The following is a 20,740-nucleotide window of genomic DNA, read 5'->3' as shown; positions in this document are numbered from 1 at the left end:
CAGGAGGCTGCTCGCGTCCTGCGTTTAACCATTTTGTTTCGCCTGATTGACAAATGTACGAATTAATTCGCTCACCTTCACCGTGATGAACGGAGAGCCCTTCACCGATAACTCCGCCTCATCGGAGCCTGCTGTTCCTCTCAGTTCTATGCTGGGGGATGAAACGGTATACGTTCCATCCTCATTCACGGTGTATTGCGCTTCCTTGGCTTCGTTCAGCATCGCGTCGTAAGCCTGCTGCTGCGCCGAATCCTTCATCTTCTCGCCAAGCTCCTTCAAATCATCCAGCCCGCTGTCCATCACCTTCGTGCCGAGCTGCTTCACGTCGTCGAGACTGTACCCGCTGTACAGCACAATCGCAAGCACGATGACCGCGACGATCGCCCATTTCACAACCGTCTTCACGATGCGGATAATGAGAAACAGGACCAGAAGCGCAATCAGCAGCACAAACCAATTATCCTTCAGAAACGTTGACCAAGTACTCGAATCATAAGACGAGAAATCCAGGAAATCCATATCATACCCCTCCATTATAGCTCTTCAAAAATGTGATTACAAAATATTATAGCTTACTCCCAATTAGCCGTAAACGCTTCACGCCGCCAACGCCTGTCATATCCTGTCCCACTCCCACGTACAAGTAATAATGCAGCTATTACGCAAGGAGGAACCGCCCGTGAAAACAGCAATTTGGCTTTATCTGTTTTTGTTCGTTGCCTTCTTCGATCTTCATGCCCAATATCCGATTCTTACTCCGTTCGCGATTTCGATAGGCGCGGCGCCCTCCTTCATCGGACTCATGATGGGGATGTATTCCATTACGCATCTGCCCGGCAATTTGATCGCGGGCTTCGGCGTCGACCGATACGGCAGCCGCTTCTTTATCGTGTTTTCCTTGTTCGCGGCAGGCGTTATTCTGCTCTTCCAGGCCTATGTGACCGATCCATGGCAGCTTCTGCTTATTCGCTCCATCAGCGGCTTCGTGCTCGCGTTTCTGTCGCCTGCCTGTCTTTCCTTGCTGGCCAGATTAACGAGCGATCCCATCAAGCAAGGCAAGCTGATGGCGGGCAACGGTCTTGTCCATACGATGGCCTCCGTCGTGTCGCCCGCCGCAGGCGCTTATCTCGTCGCCAGAATCGGGTTCTCCACCGCTTTCACGATACTCGGCTGGATTCTCATCATCACAGCCGTCTGCGCGTTGATGTTCATTCGCGACATTAATCGAAAGCTTGACAGCCAGCTAACGGATGACACAGCATCGCCATCCGGCATGAAGTCGAATCCGCGGACATCAGCCGTCGAAGAGCCCCGCATTCCTTGGCTCGTCTTTCTTCTTCCGGTCGCCATCTCCTGCGCCCAGGGCATCCTGTCCTTCGAGCTTCCGTTGCTCGCCAGAACCAGAGAAGCAATGATGACAACAGGCCTGCTATTCTCCGTTATCAGCATCGGCGCGCTCATCACGCTCAGCATGCTGTTCCTGAACAAGCTCTCCTCCTTTCAGCGAACGCTGTGGGGCTCGCTGGGACTCGCTTTGCTTTATTTCGGCATCGCCTCCGAGATGCCCGTTCCGCTCATGATCATGCTTCTGTTCGTCGGCATGGCCAAGGGCGTTATATTGCCTGCGTTATCGACCTTTCTAATCGAGCTCAGCGGCGGCGCCAGATACGGACGCACCTTCTCGATTCTGTCTGTCGCGTTCTCCGTAGGCGCTTTTCTAGGTCCGATGCTTGCCGGTCAGCTTAGAGATCACGTATCGCCTTATTATATCTCCTTCGTCGCAATCATGCTTGCGATTGCTCTGATGCCGTTCTACAGACTGCGCCCAATGACACCGAACACCCATTTTTCATAAAGCTGGGTATTCGCACAAGGCAATTGGGGATATGCCTCATACTATACAGGGAATCGACTAGGGAGAGGGGTGACTCCATAGATGACAGCTGTAGGCTCCGAGGCAAGACATTGCGGTTGCAACCACGGATTTACAAGCACCGGTACGATTCTGGTCCTGTTCATATTGCTCGTAATTATCGTAGGTGCCGGTTTCTGGTAAGTCTCGCATGAATAGCTTGACCCTCGCACCATGAAGCATGGAAGAAGACCGTTTTCCAAGGGAGAAGCATTGCTATGCCCATCGGAAGACGGTCTTTTTTCTTTTCCGTTTTCAATCGCTTCATGAAGATGATACACTACTAATACTTATGGACGTCAAAGGTGGATGAGAATGAAGCATGTCATCATCGTCGAAGGAAAAAACGACAGAAGCCGACTTCGGACTGTACTGGACAGCGAAGTCGGCATTATATGCACATACGGCACGCCCGGCGCCTCGCAGCTTGAGAAGCTGCGCAAGCAGGCCGGAGCCTTGCCGGTATACATATTCACGGACAACGATTCGTCGGGCAAACGAATTCGAGGCATGCTCAGCGATTATTTTCCCGACGCCGAGCATCTGTACACAAGAAGAGGATATGCGGGCGTCGAGCATACGCCGATCGACTATTTGATTGCCCAATTGGAAAAAGCGGGACTCGAGTCGCATATCCTGTATGCCGCGCTCGATCCCGCTCTTCAGTGGAAAAAGGATGAATTCTAAAGAAGTCCGTTAATCTCGTCAACAATATCGTCCGGTGTCATGTCTTCATCGCTGCCGTTGATCCAATCGCGAATCTTGCCGTTCTGGTCTACCAGCGAAATATAATTAAAATGAGTAAAGGTGCCGTCCTTGTTATCGATTACGCCTACGCCGAATTTCTTGGCAAGCTCGATCGTCGCATCCTGTTCGCCCCTCAGAAACGTCCACCCGTCGTCAATCTTGGCGGAAGTGCGTTCCGCAAAATCCTTGATTACATCGGGCGTGTCGCGTTCCGGATCGAAAGTAATGGAAATGAGCTCGGCCTTGTCTCCCAGAGTCCCCTGACTCTTAAGCTTCTCTTGCACTTGCGAGAGCATATACGTCGTCGGCGGACAGATATCCGGGCAGTTCGCGTAATAGAAGTAGACCAGTCTAACCTTCCCATTCGTCGAATTCAGCGACACGGGATTGCCTTCTATGTCATTCATCTGAAAATCAGGTGCGGCCTGCAGAATCGGCAGCTCCTCTTTCGGCTTGAATGCGTACGTGACGAGCAGATATGCCCCCATCGCCAAGCATAAAGCCAATACGGCAATTTTAAAGCTGTGCTTCTTCAAAAAAACCATGCTCCATCTCTCCCTTCATCTTACGCATGCGCGGTATTCGCGATCATCGCCACAAACACAATCATTAAATAGTTGACTGAAATAAGAAAGTTAACCTTCGCCCATTTCTCCGTATTCTTGGCCGCAATCCCGGTAATCGTATGATACAGCCATACAAGGCTTAATACCGACGCGATAATCAAAAAGTAGATGCCGGCATAATGATAGACATACATCAAGATAACGGTCGGCACCAAGAGAAGCACGTAAGGAATCATCTGCAGCTTCGTTCGTTTGATGCCTTTCACGACGGGCAGAAGCGGATAGCCGGCTTCCCTGTATTCCTCAACGCGTCGAATCGCAAGCGACCAGAAATGGGCCGGCTGCCACAGGAACAAGAGCGCGAACAAAATCCATGCTCCCGCATCCACCTCATTGGTCACGGCGCAATAGCCGATTACAGGGGGCATCGCTCCGGAGATTCCCCCGATTGACGTACTCCAGGTCGAGGTGCGCTTCAGCCATATGGTATAGATAACAATGTACACGAACCAGCCCAATAGTCCCAACCATCCAGATATCGCATTAACGAACATGAACAGCACGGCGATTCCGACGATGCCAAGAATCAGTCCATATGTAAGCACGGTGATCGGCTCCATTCTGCCGGTCGGCAACGTGCGGTTTTTCGTTCGCTCCATCTTCAGATCAAGCTCCCGATCCCAATAATTGTTCACAACTGTCGCGGATGCCATCGTGAGCGTCGATCCGATCAGCATCCAGATCATAAGTACGAAGTCCGGATCCCACTTGGAAGCAACCCAAAAGCCGCCCAAGGCCGCAAACATATTCAGTCGCAACAGCCTCGGCTTTGTTAAAGAAATCAAGTCATTCAACACCAAGTTAGCCTCCTATATGATGAGAAAAGACGAGCAACTCGTCTATCAAGCAATAATGAACCGTTTCTAATGATACCGAAAAATAGGTACGGTGACAACGTTCCCGAATTTTGTTCAATAATTCGACACGCAATAGGCGTCCATCCCCGCCTCAAACTGTTGGAACCATTCCGCCCATTTTCCCATACATTAACCTTAAGAAAAGCACGAAAGCGAGGATTAAGGAATGTATAATGGTTATGGCTTTAACCCCATGTCCGGCTATCGCGGATATGCTCAGCCGTATGCGCAAGCTGCTGCGGCAAATGCAGGAATGGTTCCCGGCGCAATGTCCACAGGCATGGCTCCCAGCGGTTCCTATATTACGCCGTCCGGCGGCAATATCGCTACCGCTCCTGCAGCAGAGGAATCCTATATTGAGAATATTCTGCGCATGAATCGCGGCAAGACGGGCACCTTTTATATGACGTACGAGAACAATTCCGAATGGAATGCCAAAATCTTCAAAGGCATCATCGAAGCGGCGGGACGCGATCATATTATCATCAGCGATCCGTCCACGGGAATGAGATATTTGCTGCTGATGCTCAATCTGGATTATGTAACCTTCGACGAGCCCATTAATTATGCCTATCCGTTCCAAGGCGGCATGGTAACCCCGGAAACACCGGCCGTGACCACGACGAACGGCTAATCTGCAAATCCTCATCGGCTTTGCCTGCGTTTCTCCCCCGGATACGCGGAGCTGGCGACTATGAAGATAAGCTGGCTGCTTTGAACGTCCATACATGAAGCTTGGCTTGTCCCCCGTCAATCCAGGCATTCAACTCTCCCCACGCAGAGCGCTCATCGCGGCGCTCTTTCTTAATGGCTTCGGCCCCCTCTGCCGTTGCCGCCTCCCATACCTCGACGAACAAATGAGGCTGATCCGTTCCCTCGTATAATCGCATGTCTGAAGCGCGTTCCATTAGCATGGTCGCTGCTTTCAGGTAAGCTTCCCTGCATTCAGGCTTAATTCGGTATTCCGCAAAGCAAATGTACATATTGGTCAAAGTCTCCTCTCATTTCATAAGATAAAATAACTGACCTTCGCCGATACTACAAGCAATAACGACATCAAGGAGGTTACTCTACATGGATTCTGGCACACATCTTGTTATGGGAATCGGACTTGCGGGTCTGGCGATGGTCGATCCGGTTATCTCCGCCTCTCCAACCCTTCAAACCGCCATGTTGATCGGCACGGTCGTCGGCTCGCAAGCCCCCGATTTGGACAATCTGCTTCGGTTAAAGGGCAATGCCTGCTACATTCGCAATCATAGGGGCGTTTCACACTCCATTCCCGCCATTCTGATCTGGACGGCAGCGATAACGGGCTTATTGCAGCTCTTTTATAAAGGAAGCTTGCCCTGGCTGCATATCGGCGGTTGGGTGCTGCTCTCCGTCGTTCTCCATGTTTTCACCGATTTGTTCAATGCCTATGGAACGCAGGCTATGCGACCCTTCAACGAAAAGTGGATCTCGTGGAATATTATTCATATCTTTGATCCCGTATTGTTCACCGTGCATCTCATCGCGATTCTTCTCTGGGCGGCGGGACTGGCCGATCCGGCCGTGCTGTTCCCGCTTATGTATATTGGTTTGACCCTTTATTATGTATGGCGCACGTTATCGGCGAAGCACACGTTAAGGAAGGTTAGAGCGCTGGATCGCGGCTATCACAGCGGCGATACGTATATCGCGATTCCAACGATTTCCCTCTCCATCTGGAATATCGTGAAGCAAGCGTCGGACGGCGCTTTTCACGTTGGAAATTTAAGAAACAACAGCTTGCGTTGGCTTGACAAGGTACATTGCTCCAGCCATCCGGCAGTCGAGAAGTCGAAGAACGACCCTGCGATTAAAGCCTTTCTCTATTTTACCAGCTTTGCATGCGGAGATGTGAAGGAACATCATTGGGGCTACGAGGTCAGATGGTCGGATGTCCGTTACCGCCATCGAAAGCAATATCCGTTCGTAGGCGTGCTCATGATGAACAAGCAATACGAGACCGTCGGCTCCTATGTCGGCTGGTTGAGCGACGAGAGATTGATGAAGCGGCTCAGAATGGATACTTATTGATATTGACGGAGCAACCCCCTTCCTTCACAATGGAAGGGGATGTTTTTCTTGAGCAGCGACCCGGAAAGCATGAAACAAGCCCAAGGTTTCCCTTGGACTTGTAATTTGTGCAATCGCTTTGTTATGAGATAACGATTAGCGTGTGCCGCCAGACAGTTGCTGTTCAGCCATTTGAACCAGCTTTTTCGTGATGTATCCGCCAAGCGAACCTGCTTCACGAGTTGAGATGTTGCCATAGTAGCCGTCCGACGGAATTTGTACGCCAAGCTCTTGCGCTGCCTCAAGTTTCATTTGATTCAGTGCTTGCGTAGCTTGTGGGACAATGAGTTGGTTGCTTGCCATAAGGTATTTCTCCTTTCGTCCTCTGCACGTTATTTAGTATGTTGCAAGCTTGCAAAGTTATTATGTGCATCGCCGAACAAACTATGCAAAAAACTTTCGAGGTTTTTCAAAAAGTCCACTTTTGATCACGAAGTATACCAAGAAGCTTATTCGACGTCGAATCTTGCATTCAGCCGAAACAAGTATATGCTTACGAAGCGATGTTTCCTACGGAAACATTTCAGAGCAGATGCTTACGATGCGATGTTTCTTTCAGAAACATTTCATCACGTAGTATACACTACAAGCGGATGCTTTCGAAGTACGTTTCTTACGAAACGTTTTAGCTACTCAGTTTCTAGCTTCATACAAGCTTCATACAAGCTTCTGGAGCGTTTTGAAAAAACGCAGCATCGTAAGCATAGGCTCTTGTGCTGAAAACCAGACTTTTTAAAGGAGAGAGACGCGCATGTCCAAGTCATTATCGCTTTTTTTCGCCGTATTGTCCGTATTGTTCATGAGCGCGACCGCCGTTTCGATCAGTTACAACGGTTGGTATGTACTGCTGTTCAGCATTCTGTTCCTGCTCAGCACCGCGACAGGCTTTATCGTCAAGGCCCGCTTGCGGAGAAAGTCTCAATGATAATCCCTTATGCTGTAATGCGCTCTTGCATTCGGCATATAACGGCTGTTCCAGGTTGACATGTTGTAATTCGATTCATAAAGCACGCTCGCCGACCAGGAATCCCTGTTCGGCCTTACGGAGAAATCATACAAAATTTCGCCATGCGTCCATTCCTTGCGATATTGCAGCGCATCGATCGCCAATTGGCGGAAGGCCGCAACCTGGGAAGCCGACATTCCCTTGTCGACGTTGCCGATATTTCCATTCTTGCATTCAATGGGATGATGACGAACCCCGAATTTGCCGACTGCATTGTTGCGAATTTGTATTAGAACCGTTCCTGCAGTCGCATTCGTCAATTCCCCTTCCAGCTGCCTGAATACAAAATCCACCTGTCTTGCGAGAGATACCGCGTTTTTTTCCATTTCCTCTCTTCCTCCTTCATATTGTTCGACAATTAAAGACATTGATTTACAAAATCCAACTAAATCAAACATCGAGTTGCATATAATGCTATCATTGCCAATTATGTAATTCACCGAAAAGTTTATTTGTAATTGCCGAAAACGGGAATGCGCTTTTGTACCTAGTAAAATAAGATAAAAGTCCCCCTCCAATGCGCTGAATTATCCGTCGACAATTATAGACCAATTTCGAGGCCGGTGTTATAATATGGTATATTCTAAGTAGAAGGAGCGCTTACATAATGATCCAATGGTACTATTCGCTTTCCATTCGCAATAAGCTGTTGATTTCAACGTACTCCAATTTGCTCTTGCTTTCCATTGTTACGATTTTAACCACAGCGTTCGCGGGTGGGCCTGTATTAGCGATTCTCATCGTATCCATTGTACTACTCCTTATTGCCTACCCGACCGTGGGATTCATCGAAAACGCAATTATGCAATCCATCAATGACATTTCGAGCGCCGCATATCGCATTGCCAAAGGAGACTTCACACAGCGAATCGACGTATCCGCCTCTTCGGGAGCCGGCGAGCTTGGACATTCCTTCAACAGCATGACAGACAAGCTTAGAGAAATTTTGACGGAAACCTCCAATATCATTCGCCACGTAGCCGACACGAGCCGCAACATCTTCGATAAGAACAACACGGTACAGACCGCGATGGAGCAAGTGGCCGCCTCGGCCAACGAGCTTGCCACCGGCGCCAACGAGATCTCCGAGGACGTGTCCGACATGAGCTCCTCCATTACCGAGATTGAAGAGAAGGTAGCTGCTTATGCCCAATCGACCAAGGAAATGAACCAAAGATCGGAACAAACCATTGAGCTTGTGGACAAGGGACGCAGCGCGCTCGACGTGCAAGCGGCGGGAATGAAGCGCAATGTCGACGCAACGGCAAAAGTGTCCGAAACCATAAAGGATCTTGCGCAGAAGGCTCAGGGCATTTCGGCCATTACCGCAACGATTTCCGATATTGCCGAACAGACGAACCTATTGTCGCTTAACGCTTCAATCGAAGCGGCTCGCGCAGGCGAGCATGGCAGAGGCTTTGCCGTTGTCGCGCAGGAGGTACGCAAGCTGGCGGAGGAATCCACGGCATCCACCAAGCAAGTGTTCAATCTTGTGAAAAGCATCGACGAAGGCATCAAGCAGACAATCAACAATATGAAGATCAACGAAGAAGTCGTTAACAATCAAACTCAGCATATTCGGGAGTCGGAGCTCGTCTTCCAGGAAATTGTCGTCAGCATTCAATTCATTGCGGAGCAAATCTACAACTTTTCCCAAGAGAGCGACGCGATGCTGGAGAGCGCGCGCAAGATATCAGGAGCGATTCAGAACATTTCCGCGATTACGCAGGAGTCCGCGGCCGGCACTGAGCAGGTTTCAGCCTCGATGAACGAGCAGATCGCTTCCGTTCAAGCCGTTGTCAAGGAAACGGAACGCATGCTGACTATGGCCACGCAGTTGCAGCGCACGATTAGCGTTTTCAAGATGTAAGTTTGTAATATCCTGAATATGAAAAGACCAAGCACCGGGCAGGCCCTGGAAGCTTGGTCTTTTTCTCATTCTTGTTTTTTCATCAAACTTGTATTTCAGCTTAGTCCGTAAATTCCTGTACCCACTCGCCGTTCACATAGCCTACGCCGATTTTTCCGAAATGCGAGTTAAGGATATTGGCGCGATGTCCGGCGCTGTTCATCCAATCCGTCATAACCTGCTGTGGAGTCGGCTGTCCCATGGCAATGTTCTCGCCAGCATAGCTGTAGGTTACGCCAAAGCTGCGCATCATATCGAAGGGCGAACCGTAAGTTGGAGAATTATGGTCGAAGTAGTTGTTAACGTACATGTCTCTCGCCTTCTCCGTTGCTACTTTCGTAAGCAAGTTATCCGTCTCAAGAGCTCCAAGTCCCGCCTTCGCGCGTTCCTGGTTCACAAGATCAACAACCTGTGTTTGGAAGGTGCTCTGCTCTGTTGAAGTTGTCGGAGCCGGTGTTGGGGCTGGTGTTGCTGTTGCTGTTGGCTCAGCAGTTGGCGCCGTAGTTGGCTCCGGCGTTGCGACAGGCGTTGGTTCGACAGTTGGCTCGGTGGTCGGAGTCGCTGTCTCGTCAGAAGAAGGAGCCGGACTCAGAACGGATCCGTCAACCGGAGGCCAAGTAAACGTATACCCGCCGAACGAAAAGTTCAAGTTGCCAAGATCAATGCCATATTGGGAAGCAATGTTATTCAGTACATCATAGTTGAACGAGCCGGCCTCGAACTTGACAGTCGAGAAGGTGTGCAAGGAAGCTGCGTTAGCCTTTGGCGCTGCGATACCCGCTCCGATTAACGTTGCCGCCATAACGCTTGCCGCTGCCATTTTAACATGTTTTATATTCATGAATAATTCCTCCTGCATCGTTGTTTTTTGTCGGATGAGCTCCGATGCCACTTATATTAGCATGGGGATATGAGCGTTTCATGACGCAAAAATTACCAGATTCACAAAAACCGAGCTCAAATCCGCGACAATACTGCATTATTAAAAACTATTAATCCCGCATATCACGCAAATATTCCTTATCCCGGACGCAAAACACGCAAAAAAAAACATCCCGATTCAGGTGAAAGCCTGAAAACAGGATGTCTTCTTTTGAGAAAAAATTAATTTACACGCACGAATTTCCCTGTGTCCTGAGATTCGAACGCGCATAGAATAACCTTCAAGGAAGCGCGTCCTTCCTCGCCTGGAATTGGAGGAGTGGTGTCGTTCACGATGCTGTCTATGAACGCGTCCACCACGCCGCTTGATTCTTGCTTCGTATTCGTGGAAATCGCGCCAACCTTATGCTTCTCCACCGTTCCGTTCCGAAGCTCTACAATAACCTGATCATCCGGGTGAGTGCCGATCTTCATCACGCCGTTCTCGCACCATAGAATCGTGGAGTTGTCTTCACCTCTATAGTAGGTCCAGCTAGCTACCAGCGTGCCGATTGCTCCGCTTTCCATGCGTACAACGCAAGAAGCGTTGTCATCGACGGCCGTTCCTTCCTTATGAAGCGTGCCGACGAGGGCTGCGATCTCCGCCACTTCATCGTCAAGCATCCAGCGGATAAGATCGGCTTTGTGTACGCCCAGGTCTCCCATTGCGCCCATAATCGCTTCATCCTTACGGAAGAACCAACTGTTCGCGCCGTCGATACTCCAACCGTCCGGGCCGGGATGTCCGAAGGAAGTGCGGAATGTCAATACTTTGCCCAGCACGCCGGACTCCAGAATTTGCTTCGCCTTCACGTGAGGAGGCATCAGACGCTGGTTATGTCCTACCATCAGCTTGACACCGTTACGGCTGGCAGCTTCAATCATCGCTTCCGCTTCGGCGTCCGTTGCCGCCATCGGCTTCTCGACAAGCACGTGGGCGCCGGTATTCGCAGCCGTAATCGTCATTGGAGCATGGAGAGCGTTTGCTGTACACACGCTCACCGCATCCGGCTTCACTTCCGCCAGCATCGTTTCGTAATCCTTGAATGCTTTGCCGCCATGCTGCTCGGCATAAGCTTCAGCCCGCTCGATGATTGGATCTACGAATGCAACCAATTCAACATTCTCATTTGCCGCATACTCAGGAATATGACGATATTTCGCGATCGATCCGCAACCAATTACTGCTACACGAATTTTTTTCATTTTTTCCCCATCCTACTCTTATCAATTTAGAATTTGCTCAAGTAATTCGCCTTCATCCATTCCATGGATTCCGCTACCGATTCTAGCGGCGGATTCGCACAGGTGTCCTGCTCCACGATCAACCATTCCACATCCGCATCGGATGCTGCGCCGATAATATCGTTTAACGGAAGATCGCCGCGGCCAAGCTCGACGGTATCAATCTTCTGGCCTTTCTCGCCGCCTTTGAAGTCCTTCAGATGAAGAAGCGGCAATCTGCCTGCGTACTTGCGAATATAAGCGAGCGGATCTACGCCGGAATATTGCACCCAGCCGATATCCATCTCGACTTGCAAAAATTCGGGAGCGATTCGCTCGTACATGGCATCGAATACGATTTGGCCGTCAATCTCGACTTCGAATTCAAAGTCATGATTATGATAAGCGAACAGAATGCCCGCTTCCGCGCATTTTTTGCCGAATTGCTCGAATTTCTTCAGGTTGTCCTGCCATGCGGCGGCATCACGCGCTTCGACCGGCATCCATGGACAGATTGCATATTTCGCTCCAATAGTTTTCAAGTAAGCGATCTCATTATCCAGATTGGATTCCAACAGATGCAGTCCAACATGGCTGCCGATCGCTTTCAGATTCAATTCTTGAAGCAAGTCGCGCATTTCCTCGGCCTTCATGTCGCCGTAGCCCGCGAATTCTACGCCTTCGTAGCCGAGAGCCGCAACCTTGCGCAAGGTGTCCTCGAAGTTAACGGCGGTTACATCGCGAAGCGTGTACATTTGTAAACCTACGCCCATACGTTTCATGGATGGAAACACTCCTTATAGTGTTCGATTTTGATCTTGATGCTTTAATTTTCTTCCGTCTTGTCCATTATAGCGATAGAAAGTAGTGAAAAACAGTTATTTTATTAACCTATTCTTATGCGATTTTGTCATGTGGGGATCAGCAGCATCATACTATTATCGGAGTTTGACCTATAATTATGCGCTACCCCCTTTCTTTCTTTCATTAAGTAAGTTAATATCTAAAGTGAGAATGCATTTACGGGCAAATGTAACGAATTCATCATCTATTTTTAATAATTATTTAAGAATTGTGCGTTAGAGTGAGAGTATACAAAAAAATCCTTCGATGGATGGAGGCCAAGAATATGAAAACGATGCTGTTATTTCAAAACAAAAGCATACCCGTATATTTGACCGATACGAATAGACAGGCGCTGGACAAGCTGTCCACCGTGCTGAACCGCAAGCTGACAACAGGCAAGAACGCCTTGAAGAAATGCATATCCTCCTTGATCAGCGTTGAAATTGTGGGCAGCGAGGCAACACTGCATTCTTATTATGAGAGAGACAGTCTTACGATTTCGCTATATTGATGCCACGAGGCTAATAAGTCTATCCAATTGGAAGAAGAAGGAGCATAATCCGCTGTCGGATCATGCTCCTTCTTCTTTGGTTCAATCGATTATTCTCACGCGTTTGATAAGGCTAAGGCACATGCGGCAGCCTCTTGTATCGGTTGCCCCACAAGAACAGAGCGGTTCCGATTATGCCGCAGATGGATGCGAATATAAGAAGCGAGCTTAAGGAAAGACTGGCTGTCAGCATGGTGCCGAGTATCGGCCCCGCCGTCCCCCTGACGCCGAATAACATCAGATGAATGCCGAATACCATCGCTTCTCGTCCGGGAACCAGTCGGAAGATGAATGCCAGGATTCCGAAATCCCAAATCGCTTCGCCGATTCCTTGCACAAAGTTGCCGATTATGACGGCCGGAAAGCTGCCCCACGCGCCATAGAGCATAGGGACGATCGCATAAGCCGCGATCCCGACGAGCAGCGTATATTTGATCGGATATCGGTCAATCATCCAGCCTCCAATAAGGAAGGTAAACAGTAATGCCGTATAATAGGCTACTCGCGCATACCCAATCTCCACATTAGAGAGCTGCAATGTATCCACTTGAATAATCTGATACAAGGGGCTTGCCAGCATATTGCCGAATCCGGCAAACGAGGTTGCAACCAAGAACACGGCCAATGTGCGGTTGCTGGCAACCAGCTTCCATTGCTCGTTGAACGAGAAGCTGATTCTCTTGCCGGTTGCCGGTCCCTGTTTCTCACCGGGCAAGGCGGTGTCTCTCTTCTTGGCCAGCTTGATGGTATTGAACAAATTGATTGACAGGAAGCCGCCGATGGATGCGGCGATAAGCGGACCGGACGGCCCGAAGGCTTCCGCCCAGCTCCCGACCGCGAACGCAATCGGGATCATAAGCATGCCCATTGCGACACGCACATAGCCCATAAGCCTGCCGCGCAGATCGGCCGGATACATGCGGGAGACGAGCGAAGCATAGGCCGGAGCTTGAATGCCCATCAACATTTGGAATACGATCGCCGCCGCAACATACGACCATGGCGTTCCCGCCAAGGCGGGAATAATGAAGATTAACCGACCGATGGCATTCGGGATGAAGATGAACGGCTTCGGATTGACGGCCCTCTCAATCCAGCTCGCCCAAATCGGCGAGAAGATCAAGCCAACTGCGGGGGCGGCAGACAGCAGCCCGACTTCAAGATTGCTCGCGCCTTCCTGAATGGCGAATGCCACATAAAATTGATTCATGACTACATTAAACAAACTGAATAAGCATGCCGCTCCAAGATCAATCCGGAGATTTCTCCATACTCTTGTCGTCATCGGCATTCCCAGCTTCACAAGCATATGGGAGCTTGTTTTCGAGGCGCGCGCCATTATTCGATCGATACCCTCTTCGCGTTGATGTTATAGAAGCAAGGAGGATATTACTACACCTGTATCGATTTGTACAGCATCTTATGATAAAATTCACGAAGACATTATATTTGTTTTTTGGAGGCTGATTGTTTTGAGCATCGCAATAGGAATTGATATCGGCGGCACGAAGATCGCCATTGGATTCGTGAACGAGAAAGGCGAGGTCATTGCGAAGAGCTCCCTTAAGACAGACCTGGACTTGTCGCCTGCGGATATGCTTGCCAAGGTAGCCCAAGAAATTCGCCGCATGACGGAAGAGCAAGGCATTCCGTTGTCCGACATGAGCGGCATCGGTATCGGCGCTCCCGGTCCTCTGAATACAAAAACCGGCAAGCTTGTTTGTCCGCCTAATCTGAAGAGCTGGTGGGATTTCCCCGTTGTGGAGACGCTTCAATCGCTGCTGCCTCTGCCGATCAAGATGGAGAATGACGCGACTGCAGCAACGCTGGCCGAGAAATGGGTCGGAGCCGCGCAGGATGCCGAGCATTTCGTCTTCCTTACGATCAGCACCGGAATAGGAGCCGGCATTTATTTGCACGGCAAGCTGATTACAGGAGCAACCGGCAATGCCGGCGACGCGGGCTTCATGATGGTGCATCCCGCCGGAGATATATTGAAGGACGAGCCCTACGGCTACTGGGAGCAGATCGCTTCCGGAACCGCCATTGCGCGCCAGGCGTCAGAGCTGCTGGGCCGCGACGTATCGACGAAGGAAGCGTTCGCGCTTGCGGCGCAAGGAGACGCAGCCGTCGCCGAGCTTGTTGATCGCGTATTCGCCTACATAGGCATCGGATGCGTCAGCTTGATCAATCTGCTCGATCCGAGCAAGATCGTTATCGGAGGCGGTGTATCGCAGGTTGGCGAGCCTTTGTTCGAAGCGGTCCGCGCCTATGTATCGAAGCATGCGCTTAATCCGAGCGGCAGGGAAACGGAGATTGTGCCTGCCGCCTTGCAGCAGGATGCCGGCTTGATCGGCGCGGCGGCATTGATTCATTGCACGTATTCATAAAAAGGGTTGGGAAGTTGGAACGAAGAGATGGAATGGAGAGAGCTGCGGCGGCGAATGGCGGCTCTGCCTTGCTCAAGGCAGAGCCGCTCTTTCACTGAAGCGGCTTTTTCTTCTGCTCAAGACCCAGGAAGAAGCATTCCAAAGCGAAGGACAAGCTGTCATCGATAGCGATCGGCATGCCGAAGCCGCCGCCCTGCTTAATAGAAGCGAATCCGTGCAGCAGGCTGCGGAAGCCCCGCACAGCATGTATGCGGCTCGCTTCATCAAGCTGATACGGCTCCAGCACCGCGATCATTCTATCCACCACTTCCCCGCTCAAAGCTTGAAGACGAGTTGAATCGCCCGAAGGCGAACGCTGAATCAACGTATAGAGACCGGGATGCTGATCCGCGAAGGTCAAATAAGCATTAGCGGCTTTGAGTACGCCCTCCTTGCCGCTCTTCTCTCCAATTCCCTGCTCCAGTTGCATATTTAGCCGCTCCAGGCCAAGAAGAGTCAGTTGTTCCTTAAGCTCGGGCAATCCGTTCATGTGATTGTAGAGCGATGGCGATTTCACATTCAGCTTCCGGGCCAGCAAAGCCAGCGTAACCTCTTCAAAGCCAAGCTCGTCGGTCAGCTCTGCCGCCGCAGCTACTATTGTACCCCTATCAAGTCCCGCTCTAGGAGACATTCTGGCGCCCCCTCCTCTGCTTCAATTTCTGATCCGCTGCAGCTATCGCCTTCCGCATCGCCGCAACAGGATCGTGAATCAGATTTCCATGTCCGACGGCGAGTATGGACGGCTTTAGATCAGCCAAACGCCTCGCGCTGTCCAGACTTATCTCAGCGCTCCAGGTTGCCAGCGCAGGGAAGGGGAAGGTCAGCCTCATGTGACCCGATACAGCGAGCCCGCCTCGCGCTGCAAAAGCATCGCCTGCAATAAGAATACCGCTCCGATCATCCAGAAATGACATTGATCCGGGCGTATGGCCAGGTGACGCGATTGCTACCAATGAACCTACTCTGCCTCCGTCTTGAAGCAGCACGTCCGGCTTTGTCTTCAAGCCCTTCGGTACGCCACCACGGACAGGAAGGTTCGGCTCTCCCTTAAGCAAAGATGAATCGCCTGCCAACAGCCTTGAATCGCGTGCGGATATATACACTTCGAGTTCTGGATTACGCTCCTTCAGCCTGTCCAATGCTCCAATATGATCGGAATGCGCGTGCGTAAGCACAATTTTGGTTATCGGCTTTCCAATCCTGGCCGCTGCCCCGATAATGGCATCTGTATTGCCAGCCAACGCCGCGTCAATCAAGGTTAAAGAATTCTCCTCCTCCACCAAGTAACAATTGACAGGGAACAGATGGGGCAAATACGTTAATTGAGTCAGTGTTTTCTCCCGAATAATTCGCATTGGATCACCCTCGTTTCTAAAAAACTAATGTTGTTAGTTTTAATATAAACTAATTATATTAGTTTTTCAAGCGATTTGCGCAATTTAAAAACAGCATTCGCGATTGAATGCTGTTTTTCCCTATTTCGCGTCCGTTCTGCCATAGGAGGCCGCGAAGGACTTCATCTTCTTATAAGCTGCGGAGTCAAGCTTCTTAAGAGGATGGAACTGCGGATGATTCGAATTAACCTCGAGCACCCATATCCGATCCGACTTACTGTAAGCGAAGTCTACGCCCATTTCTCTCATGCCTGATTTCCTCTTGCTGAGCGTACGTGCAATCTCTAATGCCAGATTCGTAAAGTCGGCCTTGCGGCGTGCGCTCTCATCCGAAGATAAACCAAGCTTCTCGTTCAGCTTATGAAGCGTGTAGATGTCGCCGCCCTGATAATAATTGGTTACGATCTTGTTCGCGGCGCCGACCTTGACCAGAAAGCCGGTGCAGGTCCATTTGCCCCCTGGTCTCCGTTGCACCATGACTCGAATATCATAAGGCCTGCCGTTTACGAGATCAAGCGTAATAGCTTGCTGAATAATCAGCTTGCCCTTCTGCTTGCCCAGCATGCTCTCATAGAGCGAAGAGGCCGTACGAAAGCTGCTGACCCTCTGCCGCTTTCCTGTAATCTCTTTCAACTCGTAACCTTCAGAGGTTTTCTTAACGTTCATAATGCCGATGCCAAGCGAGCCGATATCCGGCTTGACATACAGACTCCCATGCTGCCCCAGCATTTGCTCCAGATTCATGCGATTAAAGCCTTTCGTATGCGGAACATGCGGCTTTAAGCGACGATTTGCTTTCAAATAGCTGCAAACGCGCAGCTTTCCTCGAATTGTGCTGCTAGCATATTTTTTGGCAGACAATAGCTTCACCTCAACATAGTGTATGAGATTGGCCTCACTGCCAATTGTACGCTTTCATTAGGGATAACTGCGTATTTTCAACCATGCTTCTGAGCGTACAGGAATTCTCTGACCGACTCGCTGCGAATAAGCAGAAGCGCTGCAACGACAGAATAAATGACGTTGATTATAAATAGCAGCAGAAGGCTTCCCGGCGCATGTCCGATATTTTCATCTCCCAATAACGCGAATCCGGATAAAACGCTCATTATTGCCCCGGCAATGAACAAATAGCGAACCCATGACACGCCTGCGAACAACGCAATCGATACCGCGATTTGAATGAGCAAGGAGAACAAACGAAAATCCACAAAGCAAGATGCGATCGTTCCTGCTATGTTCAGAGCCGCGATGAGAAATACGATAGCTCTTCCTCTTTGGAATTGCTTGGCTTGTCGCTTGACGAATTGTTCATATTGTTGTTGACGATCTGCCTTGGAGTCTTTCTCAAATTTGCCGAAATTGGGATTAACATCTCGCTCTGGAAGCGGAAGCTTGTTCGACAACTGGGACAAGCGCTCCGCCAATACGCTGACATGCGTGATCGCCTCAATCTCCATCTCCTCGAGCGCCTCGACGATTTGCGACTTTGCTGTCGCATCGCTCGCGAGTTTAAGCTTATACGCCCCAATTATTGAGGCAATACAATCGGGATCGGCTTGCATTTCCTTAATTTCGTCAATGGAGAAGAAGAGCTTTCGAAGACTCGCGATCATGTGCAAATCCTCGATATCGCTCTCGGAATACTCGCGATACTCGCGCCCGTTGCGCACCGTCATCTCTGGGTGAATCAGTCCCTCCTCCACATAATACCGCACGGTGCGCTCGGTTAAGCCCGTTCGCCCGCAAACCTCTTTCATTTTCATGATCAGCGCCTCCCTCCCTGCCAATATAACAACTTACGTTACGGAAGTGTCAAGGCTATTTGTTCAAAAAATTTGAATGCGCTCGTCCGATTGCAGAAGTCAGGGGGCTTGCGGGCTTGGGGAGTTGCTCCACATATGGAGCAACATCCTAAGCGGACAAGAAAGCCCTTATTCGCTACAAAAATAAAATTTATTCATTTTAACGGACACAGGAGCCTCTATTCCCACAAAAATACAAGTAAACCACTGCATTTCCCGAAAATAAGGTCAGCTCTGTCCGCGAAATTTTAGAAAAAGCTAATTTTGCTTATTTAACGCATCTACGGTCCGCTGCGATATTGCTCCGATAGTGTGCTAAGATAGATAGCGATACGTTTGTGCCGCATTAGTGCTGCGATGGTGCTGCGTTAGTGATGCATTAGTGTCTACGATAATGATGCGTCAGTAGTGACCATTACAACTCAACCATCGCTTTGATCACCTTGGATTCCGGCTTCATCCATTGCTCGAATTGATCGATCATCCCTTCGAACGGAGCGCGATGCGTAATATATGCAGAGATGTTGAGCGCGCCAGCCCTAATCGCTTGCTTTACCAGTAGGAAATCCTCCTTGGTCGCATTGCGGCTGCCCATAAGAGTCAGCTCTCGCTTATGAAAATCGGGATCATTGAATGAAATATCCGCTTTCGCCAGTCCGACATAGACAAGCTTGCCGCCATGGGCAACATAACCGAATGCCTTCGTCATGGATGACGGATTGCCTGTACAATCGAACACGACTGTCGGATAATCGCCATCGGTTAATTGTTCAACTCTCGAGCCGGCCTCCTGCAACGCATTGACCGTTTCATCCACCTTCGCCCATTCGCGGCAGAACGCAAGCCGTTCATCCTGAACATCCATTGCGAGGACTCTCGCACCTTTGTGCTTGGCTAGCGCCATGACTCCAAGCCCGATGGGACCTCCTCCGATGACCATGACCGTCTCGCCTTCCTCAATACCCGCTCTCCGTACCGCATGAGCTCCGATGCTAAGAGGCTCCAATGCGGCTGTTTCATCCAGCGTCAGCCCGTCTGCGGCAATCAGGTTCGAGATCGGAATCGCAACAAGCTCTCTCATCCCGCCATCCACATGTACGCCCATCACTTTCATATTGACGCAGCAATTGGTCTTTCCTCTCCGGCATGCAATGCATTCTCCGCATTCGAGATACGGAATGATGCCGACTTGGTCGCCTGGCTTCAGACTCTTCTGATCAGCGCAGCTCCCTGCGGTATCATCAATCGCTTCAATCACGCCGGCCAACTCATGGCCGAGCACTCTCGGATAGCTGAAGAACGGCTGATTCCCCCTGTACGCATGATAGTCAGTTCCACAAATTCCGATTCGCCTTATACGAACGATGGCCATTCCCGGCGATAACCTAGGCGGTTCCTGTTCCATTACTCTGAATTGATTCACATCTTCGCATATAATGCCCCTCATTTCGCTTCACGCTCCATTCGCAATCCTTGGTTGAATTCGCCTCTTCCGCTAGGCCAAGTCCAATCCTTGACGGGCTCCAATATGCGCTGCACCTCGCGAAGCAGCTCTTCGTCAACGGGCTGCTCCAGCCAATGCACATTGTTGCGAATATTAGAGGGATTCGCCGTGCTGACCAAGGTCGTTGGGACTCGCTCGTTCGAGGTCGAGAATTGTACGGCAAGCTGCGCGATGTCCGCGCCTTGCTCCGCGCAGAATAATGCCGCTTGATGGCATATTTCCTTCGTCTTCTCGCCGGCAGGATGCCAATTCGCCGGTTTCCTCGTACTTAACAAGCCCATTGACAAAGGGGAGGCATTCACGAGCCCGACATTCTGACGCTCCAGCAATGGAAGCAAGTCTAGCAATGTGGTATCGTTCAGCGAATAATGGCAATACGATATAATGGCATCAACTTCAATTTGCGGCAGATAAGCCTCGAACAAAGGCAGCGGCAAGCCGCAGATGCCTTTAAAGCGCAGCTTTCCTTCCCGCTTCAGTTGATCCAGCGCAGGCAATGCCTCCTCCAGTATCACGTCCATGGGAACAAATTCAATATCATGCAGGAATACAATATCCGCATAATCGGTATGAAGTCTCTTCAAGCTTTGCTCCAGGCTGCGAATGATGCTTTGCTTTGAAAAATCGAATACGTTTTCCTCTATTCTTCCTGCCTTGGTGGACAGCAGAAAGCGGTCCCGCGGAATATCCTTAATGGCTTTGCCCAGCATCGTCTCGGCTTTGGTCAATCCATAATAAGGCGACACATCAATATAATTGATGCCGAGCTCCAAAGCATCCTGCACGGTTCGCATGCATTCCGCTTCATTCACCTCGCGAAATACCGAACCCAAGGATGAAGCGCCCAAGCTTAATATGGACACATCCAGTTCTGTTTTGCCAAGCTTACGGTATTGCATCAGATCCCACA

At 50.2% G+C, this 20,740-nt stretch carries 24 protein-coding genes; 8 read left to right on the top strand and 16 right to left on the bottom strand.

The features are described from left to right. Positions 1-24: 24 nt before the first annotated feature. Positions 25-519 carry a hypothetical protein gene (locus HFP08_RS26955; protein ID WP_168123736.1) on the bottom strand — a complete coding sequence of 165 codons (495 nt, stop codon included), beginning with the start codon at positions 517-519 and terminating at the stop codon, positions 25-27. A 160-nt stretch (positions 520-679) separates the two neighbouring features. Between HFP08_RS26955 and HFP08_RS26950 the strand changes: the two genes are divergently transcribed. Both HFP08_RS26950 and HFP08_RS26945 read left to right on the top strand, forming a co-directional pair. Beyond that, complete coding sequence (locus tag HFP08_RS26950; protein ID WP_168123735.1) at positions 680-1,855, top strand: MFS transporter; 1,176 nt, start codon at positions 680-682, stop codon at positions 1,853-1,855. 372 nt (positions 1,856-2,227) lie between these two features. Beyond that, positions 2,228-2,599 (top strand): toprim domain-containing protein, encoded by a 372-nt coding sequence (locus HFP08_RS26945; protein WP_168123734.1) that lies wholly within the window; start codon positions 2,228-2,230, stop codon positions 2,597-2,599. Here HFP08_RS26945 and HFP08_RS26940 read toward each other — a convergent pair. Then, positions 2,596-3,204 carry an SCO family protein gene (locus tag HFP08_RS26940; protein ID WP_168123733.1) on the bottom strand — a complete coding sequence of 203 codons (609 nt, stop codon included), beginning with the start codon at positions 3,202-3,204 and terminating at the stop codon, positions 2,596-2,598. The genes HFP08_RS26945 and HFP08_RS26940 overlap by 4 nt on opposite strands. A 20-nt stretch (positions 3,205-3,224) precedes the next feature. Continuing rightward, on the bottom strand, positions 3,225-4,082 hold the full coding sequence (gene cyoE, locus HFP08_RS26935; protein WP_168123732.1) for a heme o synthase: 858 nt from the start codon (positions 4,080-4,082) through the stop codon (positions 3,225-3,227). Positions 4,083-4,308: 226 nt separating this feature from the next. Here cyoE and gerQ point away from each other — a divergent pair, with 226 nt between their 5' ends. After that, positions 4,309-4,776 carry a spore coat protein GerQ gene (gene gerQ, locus HFP08_RS26930; protein WP_168123731.1) on the top strand — a complete coding sequence of 156 codons (468 nt, stop codon included), beginning with the start codon at positions 4,309-4,311 and terminating at the stop codon, positions 4,774-4,776. A 58-nt stretch (positions 4,777-4,834) separates the two neighbouring features. Here gerQ and HFP08_RS26925 read toward each other — a convergent pair whose 3' ends face one another. Further along, on the bottom strand, positions 4,835-5,125 hold the full coding sequence (locus HFP08_RS26925; protein WP_168123730.1) for a hypothetical protein: 291 nt from the start codon (positions 5,123-5,125) through the stop codon (positions 4,835-4,837). Between the two features lie 91 nt (positions 5,126-5,216). Between HFP08_RS26925 and HFP08_RS26920 the strand changes: the two genes are divergently transcribed. Next, the gene (locus tag HFP08_RS26920; protein WP_168123729.1) at positions 5,217-6,203 is read left to right on the top strand and encodes a metal-dependent hydrolase; all 987 of its coding nucleotides are present in this window, start codon (positions 5,217-5,219) and stop codon (positions 6,201-6,203) included. A 135-nt stretch (positions 6,204-6,338) separates the two neighbouring features. On the opposite strand, the gene HFP08_RS26915 is transcribed toward HFP08_RS26920, so the two are convergent. Then, a complete protein-coding gene (locus tag HFP08_RS26915) occupies positions 6,339-6,545 on the bottom strand; it encodes an alpha/beta-type small acid-soluble spore protein (RefSeq protein WP_168123728.1) in 207 nt (68 codons plus the stop codon). A gap of 448 nt (positions 6,546-6,993) precedes the next feature. Between HFP08_RS26915 and HFP08_RS26910 the strand changes: the two genes are divergently transcribed. Next, positions 6,994-7,167: a DUF5325 family protein gene (locus HFP08_RS26910; RefSeq protein ID WP_168123727.1), complete on the top strand. Its 174-nt coding sequence runs from the start codon at positions 6,994-6,996 to the stop codon at positions 7,165-7,167. Here HFP08_RS26910 and HFP08_RS26905 read toward each other — a convergent pair. Then, the gene (locus HFP08_RS26905) at positions 7,161-7,574 is read right to left on the bottom strand and encodes an O-methyltransferase (protein WP_168123726.1); all 414 of its coding nucleotides are present in this window, start codon (positions 7,572-7,574) and stop codon (positions 7,161-7,163) included. The two genes, HFP08_RS26910 and HFP08_RS26905, sit on opposite strands and share 7 nt — an antisense overlap. 281 nt (positions 7,575-7,855) lie before the next feature. Here HFP08_RS26905 and HFP08_RS26900 point away from each other — a divergent pair, with 281 nt between their 5' ends. Continuing rightward, complete coding sequence (locus HFP08_RS26900) at positions 7,856-9,118, top strand: HAMP domain-containing methyl-accepting chemotaxis protein (RefSeq protein ID WP_168123725.1); 1,263 nt, start codon at positions 7,856-7,858, stop codon at positions 9,116-9,118. Between the two features lie 100 nt (positions 9,119-9,218). On the opposite strand, the gene HFP08_RS26895 is transcribed toward HFP08_RS26900, so the two are convergent. From HFP08_RS26895 to HFP08_RS26885, 3 genes are all read right to left on the bottom strand, one after another. Then, the gene (locus HFP08_RS26895) at positions 9,219-9,998 is read right to left on the bottom strand and encodes a CAP domain-containing protein (RefSeq protein WP_168123724.1); all 780 of its coding nucleotides are present in this window, start codon (positions 9,996-9,998) and stop codon (positions 9,219-9,221) included. A 263-nt stretch (positions 9,999-10,261) separates the two neighbouring features. Continuing rightward, positions 10,262-11,284, bottom strand: a complete 1,023-nt coding sequence (locus tag HFP08_RS26890) for a Gfo/Idh/MocA family protein (RefSeq protein ID WP_168123723.1) — start codon at positions 11,282-11,284, stop codon at positions 10,262-10,264. 26 nt (positions 11,285-11,310) lie between these two features. After that, a complete protein-coding gene (locus HFP08_RS26885; RefSeq protein WP_168123722.1) occupies positions 11,311-12,084 on the bottom strand; it encodes a sugar phosphate isomerase/epimerase family protein in 774 nt (257 codons plus the stop codon). A gap of 347 nt (positions 12,085-12,431) precedes the next feature. Between HFP08_RS26885 and HFP08_RS26880 the strand changes: the two genes are divergently transcribed. Continuing rightward, a complete protein-coding gene (locus tag HFP08_RS26880; protein ID WP_168123721.1) occupies positions 12,432-12,659 on the top strand; it encodes a 3-dehydroquinate dehydratase in 228 nt (75 codons plus the stop codon). Positions 12,660-12,771: 112 nt separating this feature from the next. Here HFP08_RS26880 and HFP08_RS26875 read toward each other — a convergent pair whose 3' ends face one another. Continuing rightward, on the bottom strand, positions 12,772-14,037 hold the full coding sequence (locus HFP08_RS26875; RefSeq protein ID WP_168123720.1) for an MFS transporter: 1,266 nt from the start codon (positions 14,035-14,037) through the stop codon (positions 12,772-12,774). 133 nt (positions 14,038-14,170) lie between these two features. On the opposite strand from HFP08_RS26875, the gene HFP08_RS26870 reads away from it, so the two are divergent. Then, complete coding sequence (locus HFP08_RS26870; protein ID WP_168123719.1) at positions 14,171-15,088, top strand: ROK family protein; 918 nt, start codon at positions 14,171-14,173, stop codon at positions 15,086-15,088. 91 nt (positions 15,089-15,179) lie between these two features. Here the strand turns inward: HFP08_RS26870 and HFP08_RS26865 are convergent, their stop codons facing one another. The 6 genes from HFP08_RS26865 to HFP08_RS26840 form a co-directional block, all read right to left on the bottom strand. After that, positions 15,180-15,758, bottom strand: coding sequence for a TetR/AcrR family transcriptional regulator (locus tag HFP08_RS26865; RefSeq protein WP_168123718.1), 579 nt, complete (start codon positions 15,756-15,758; stop codon positions 15,180-15,182). Next, a complete protein-coding gene (locus HFP08_RS26860; RefSeq protein WP_168123717.1) occupies positions 15,748-16,482 on the bottom strand; it encodes an MBL fold metallo-hydrolase in 735 nt (244 codons plus the stop codon). Before HFP08_RS26860 ends, HFP08_RS26865 begins: the two co-directional genes overlap by 11 nt. Positions 16,483-16,602: 120 nt before the next feature. Beyond that, a complete protein-coding gene (locus tag HFP08_RS26855; RefSeq protein WP_168123716.1) occupies positions 16,603-17,382 on the bottom strand; it encodes a YheC/YheD family protein in 780 nt (259 codons plus the stop codon). Positions 17,383-17,459: 77 nt separating this feature from the next. After that, on the bottom strand, positions 17,460-18,287 hold the full coding sequence (locus HFP08_RS26850) for a MerR family transcriptional regulator (protein ID WP_168123715.1): 828 nt from the start codon (positions 18,285-18,287) through the stop codon (positions 17,460-17,462). 454 nt (positions 18,288-18,741) lie between these two features. Then, positions 18,742-19,773 carry a zinc-binding alcohol dehydrogenase family protein gene (locus tag HFP08_RS26845; protein WP_168123714.1) on the bottom strand — a complete coding sequence of 344 codons (1,032 nt, stop codon included), beginning with the start codon at positions 19,771-19,773 and terminating at the stop codon, positions 18,742-18,744. Further along, a complete protein-coding gene (locus tag HFP08_RS26840) occupies positions 19,770-20,729 on the bottom strand; it encodes an aldo/keto reductase (RefSeq protein WP_168123713.1) in 960 nt (319 codons plus the stop codon). The genes HFP08_RS26845 and HFP08_RS26840 overlap by 4 nt, the downstream gene beginning before the upstream one ends. Between the last annotated feature and the right edge of the window lie 11 nt (positions 20,730-20,740).

This window comes from Paenibacillus sp. HB172176 (assembly GCF_011947265.1).
Taxonomy (GTDB): Bacteria; Bacillota; Bacilli; order Paenibacillales; family Paenibacillaceae; genus Pristimantibacillus.
Note: the sequence above shows the minus strand (reverse complement) of the source record. Positions and strands in the feature narration are given on the sequence as shown.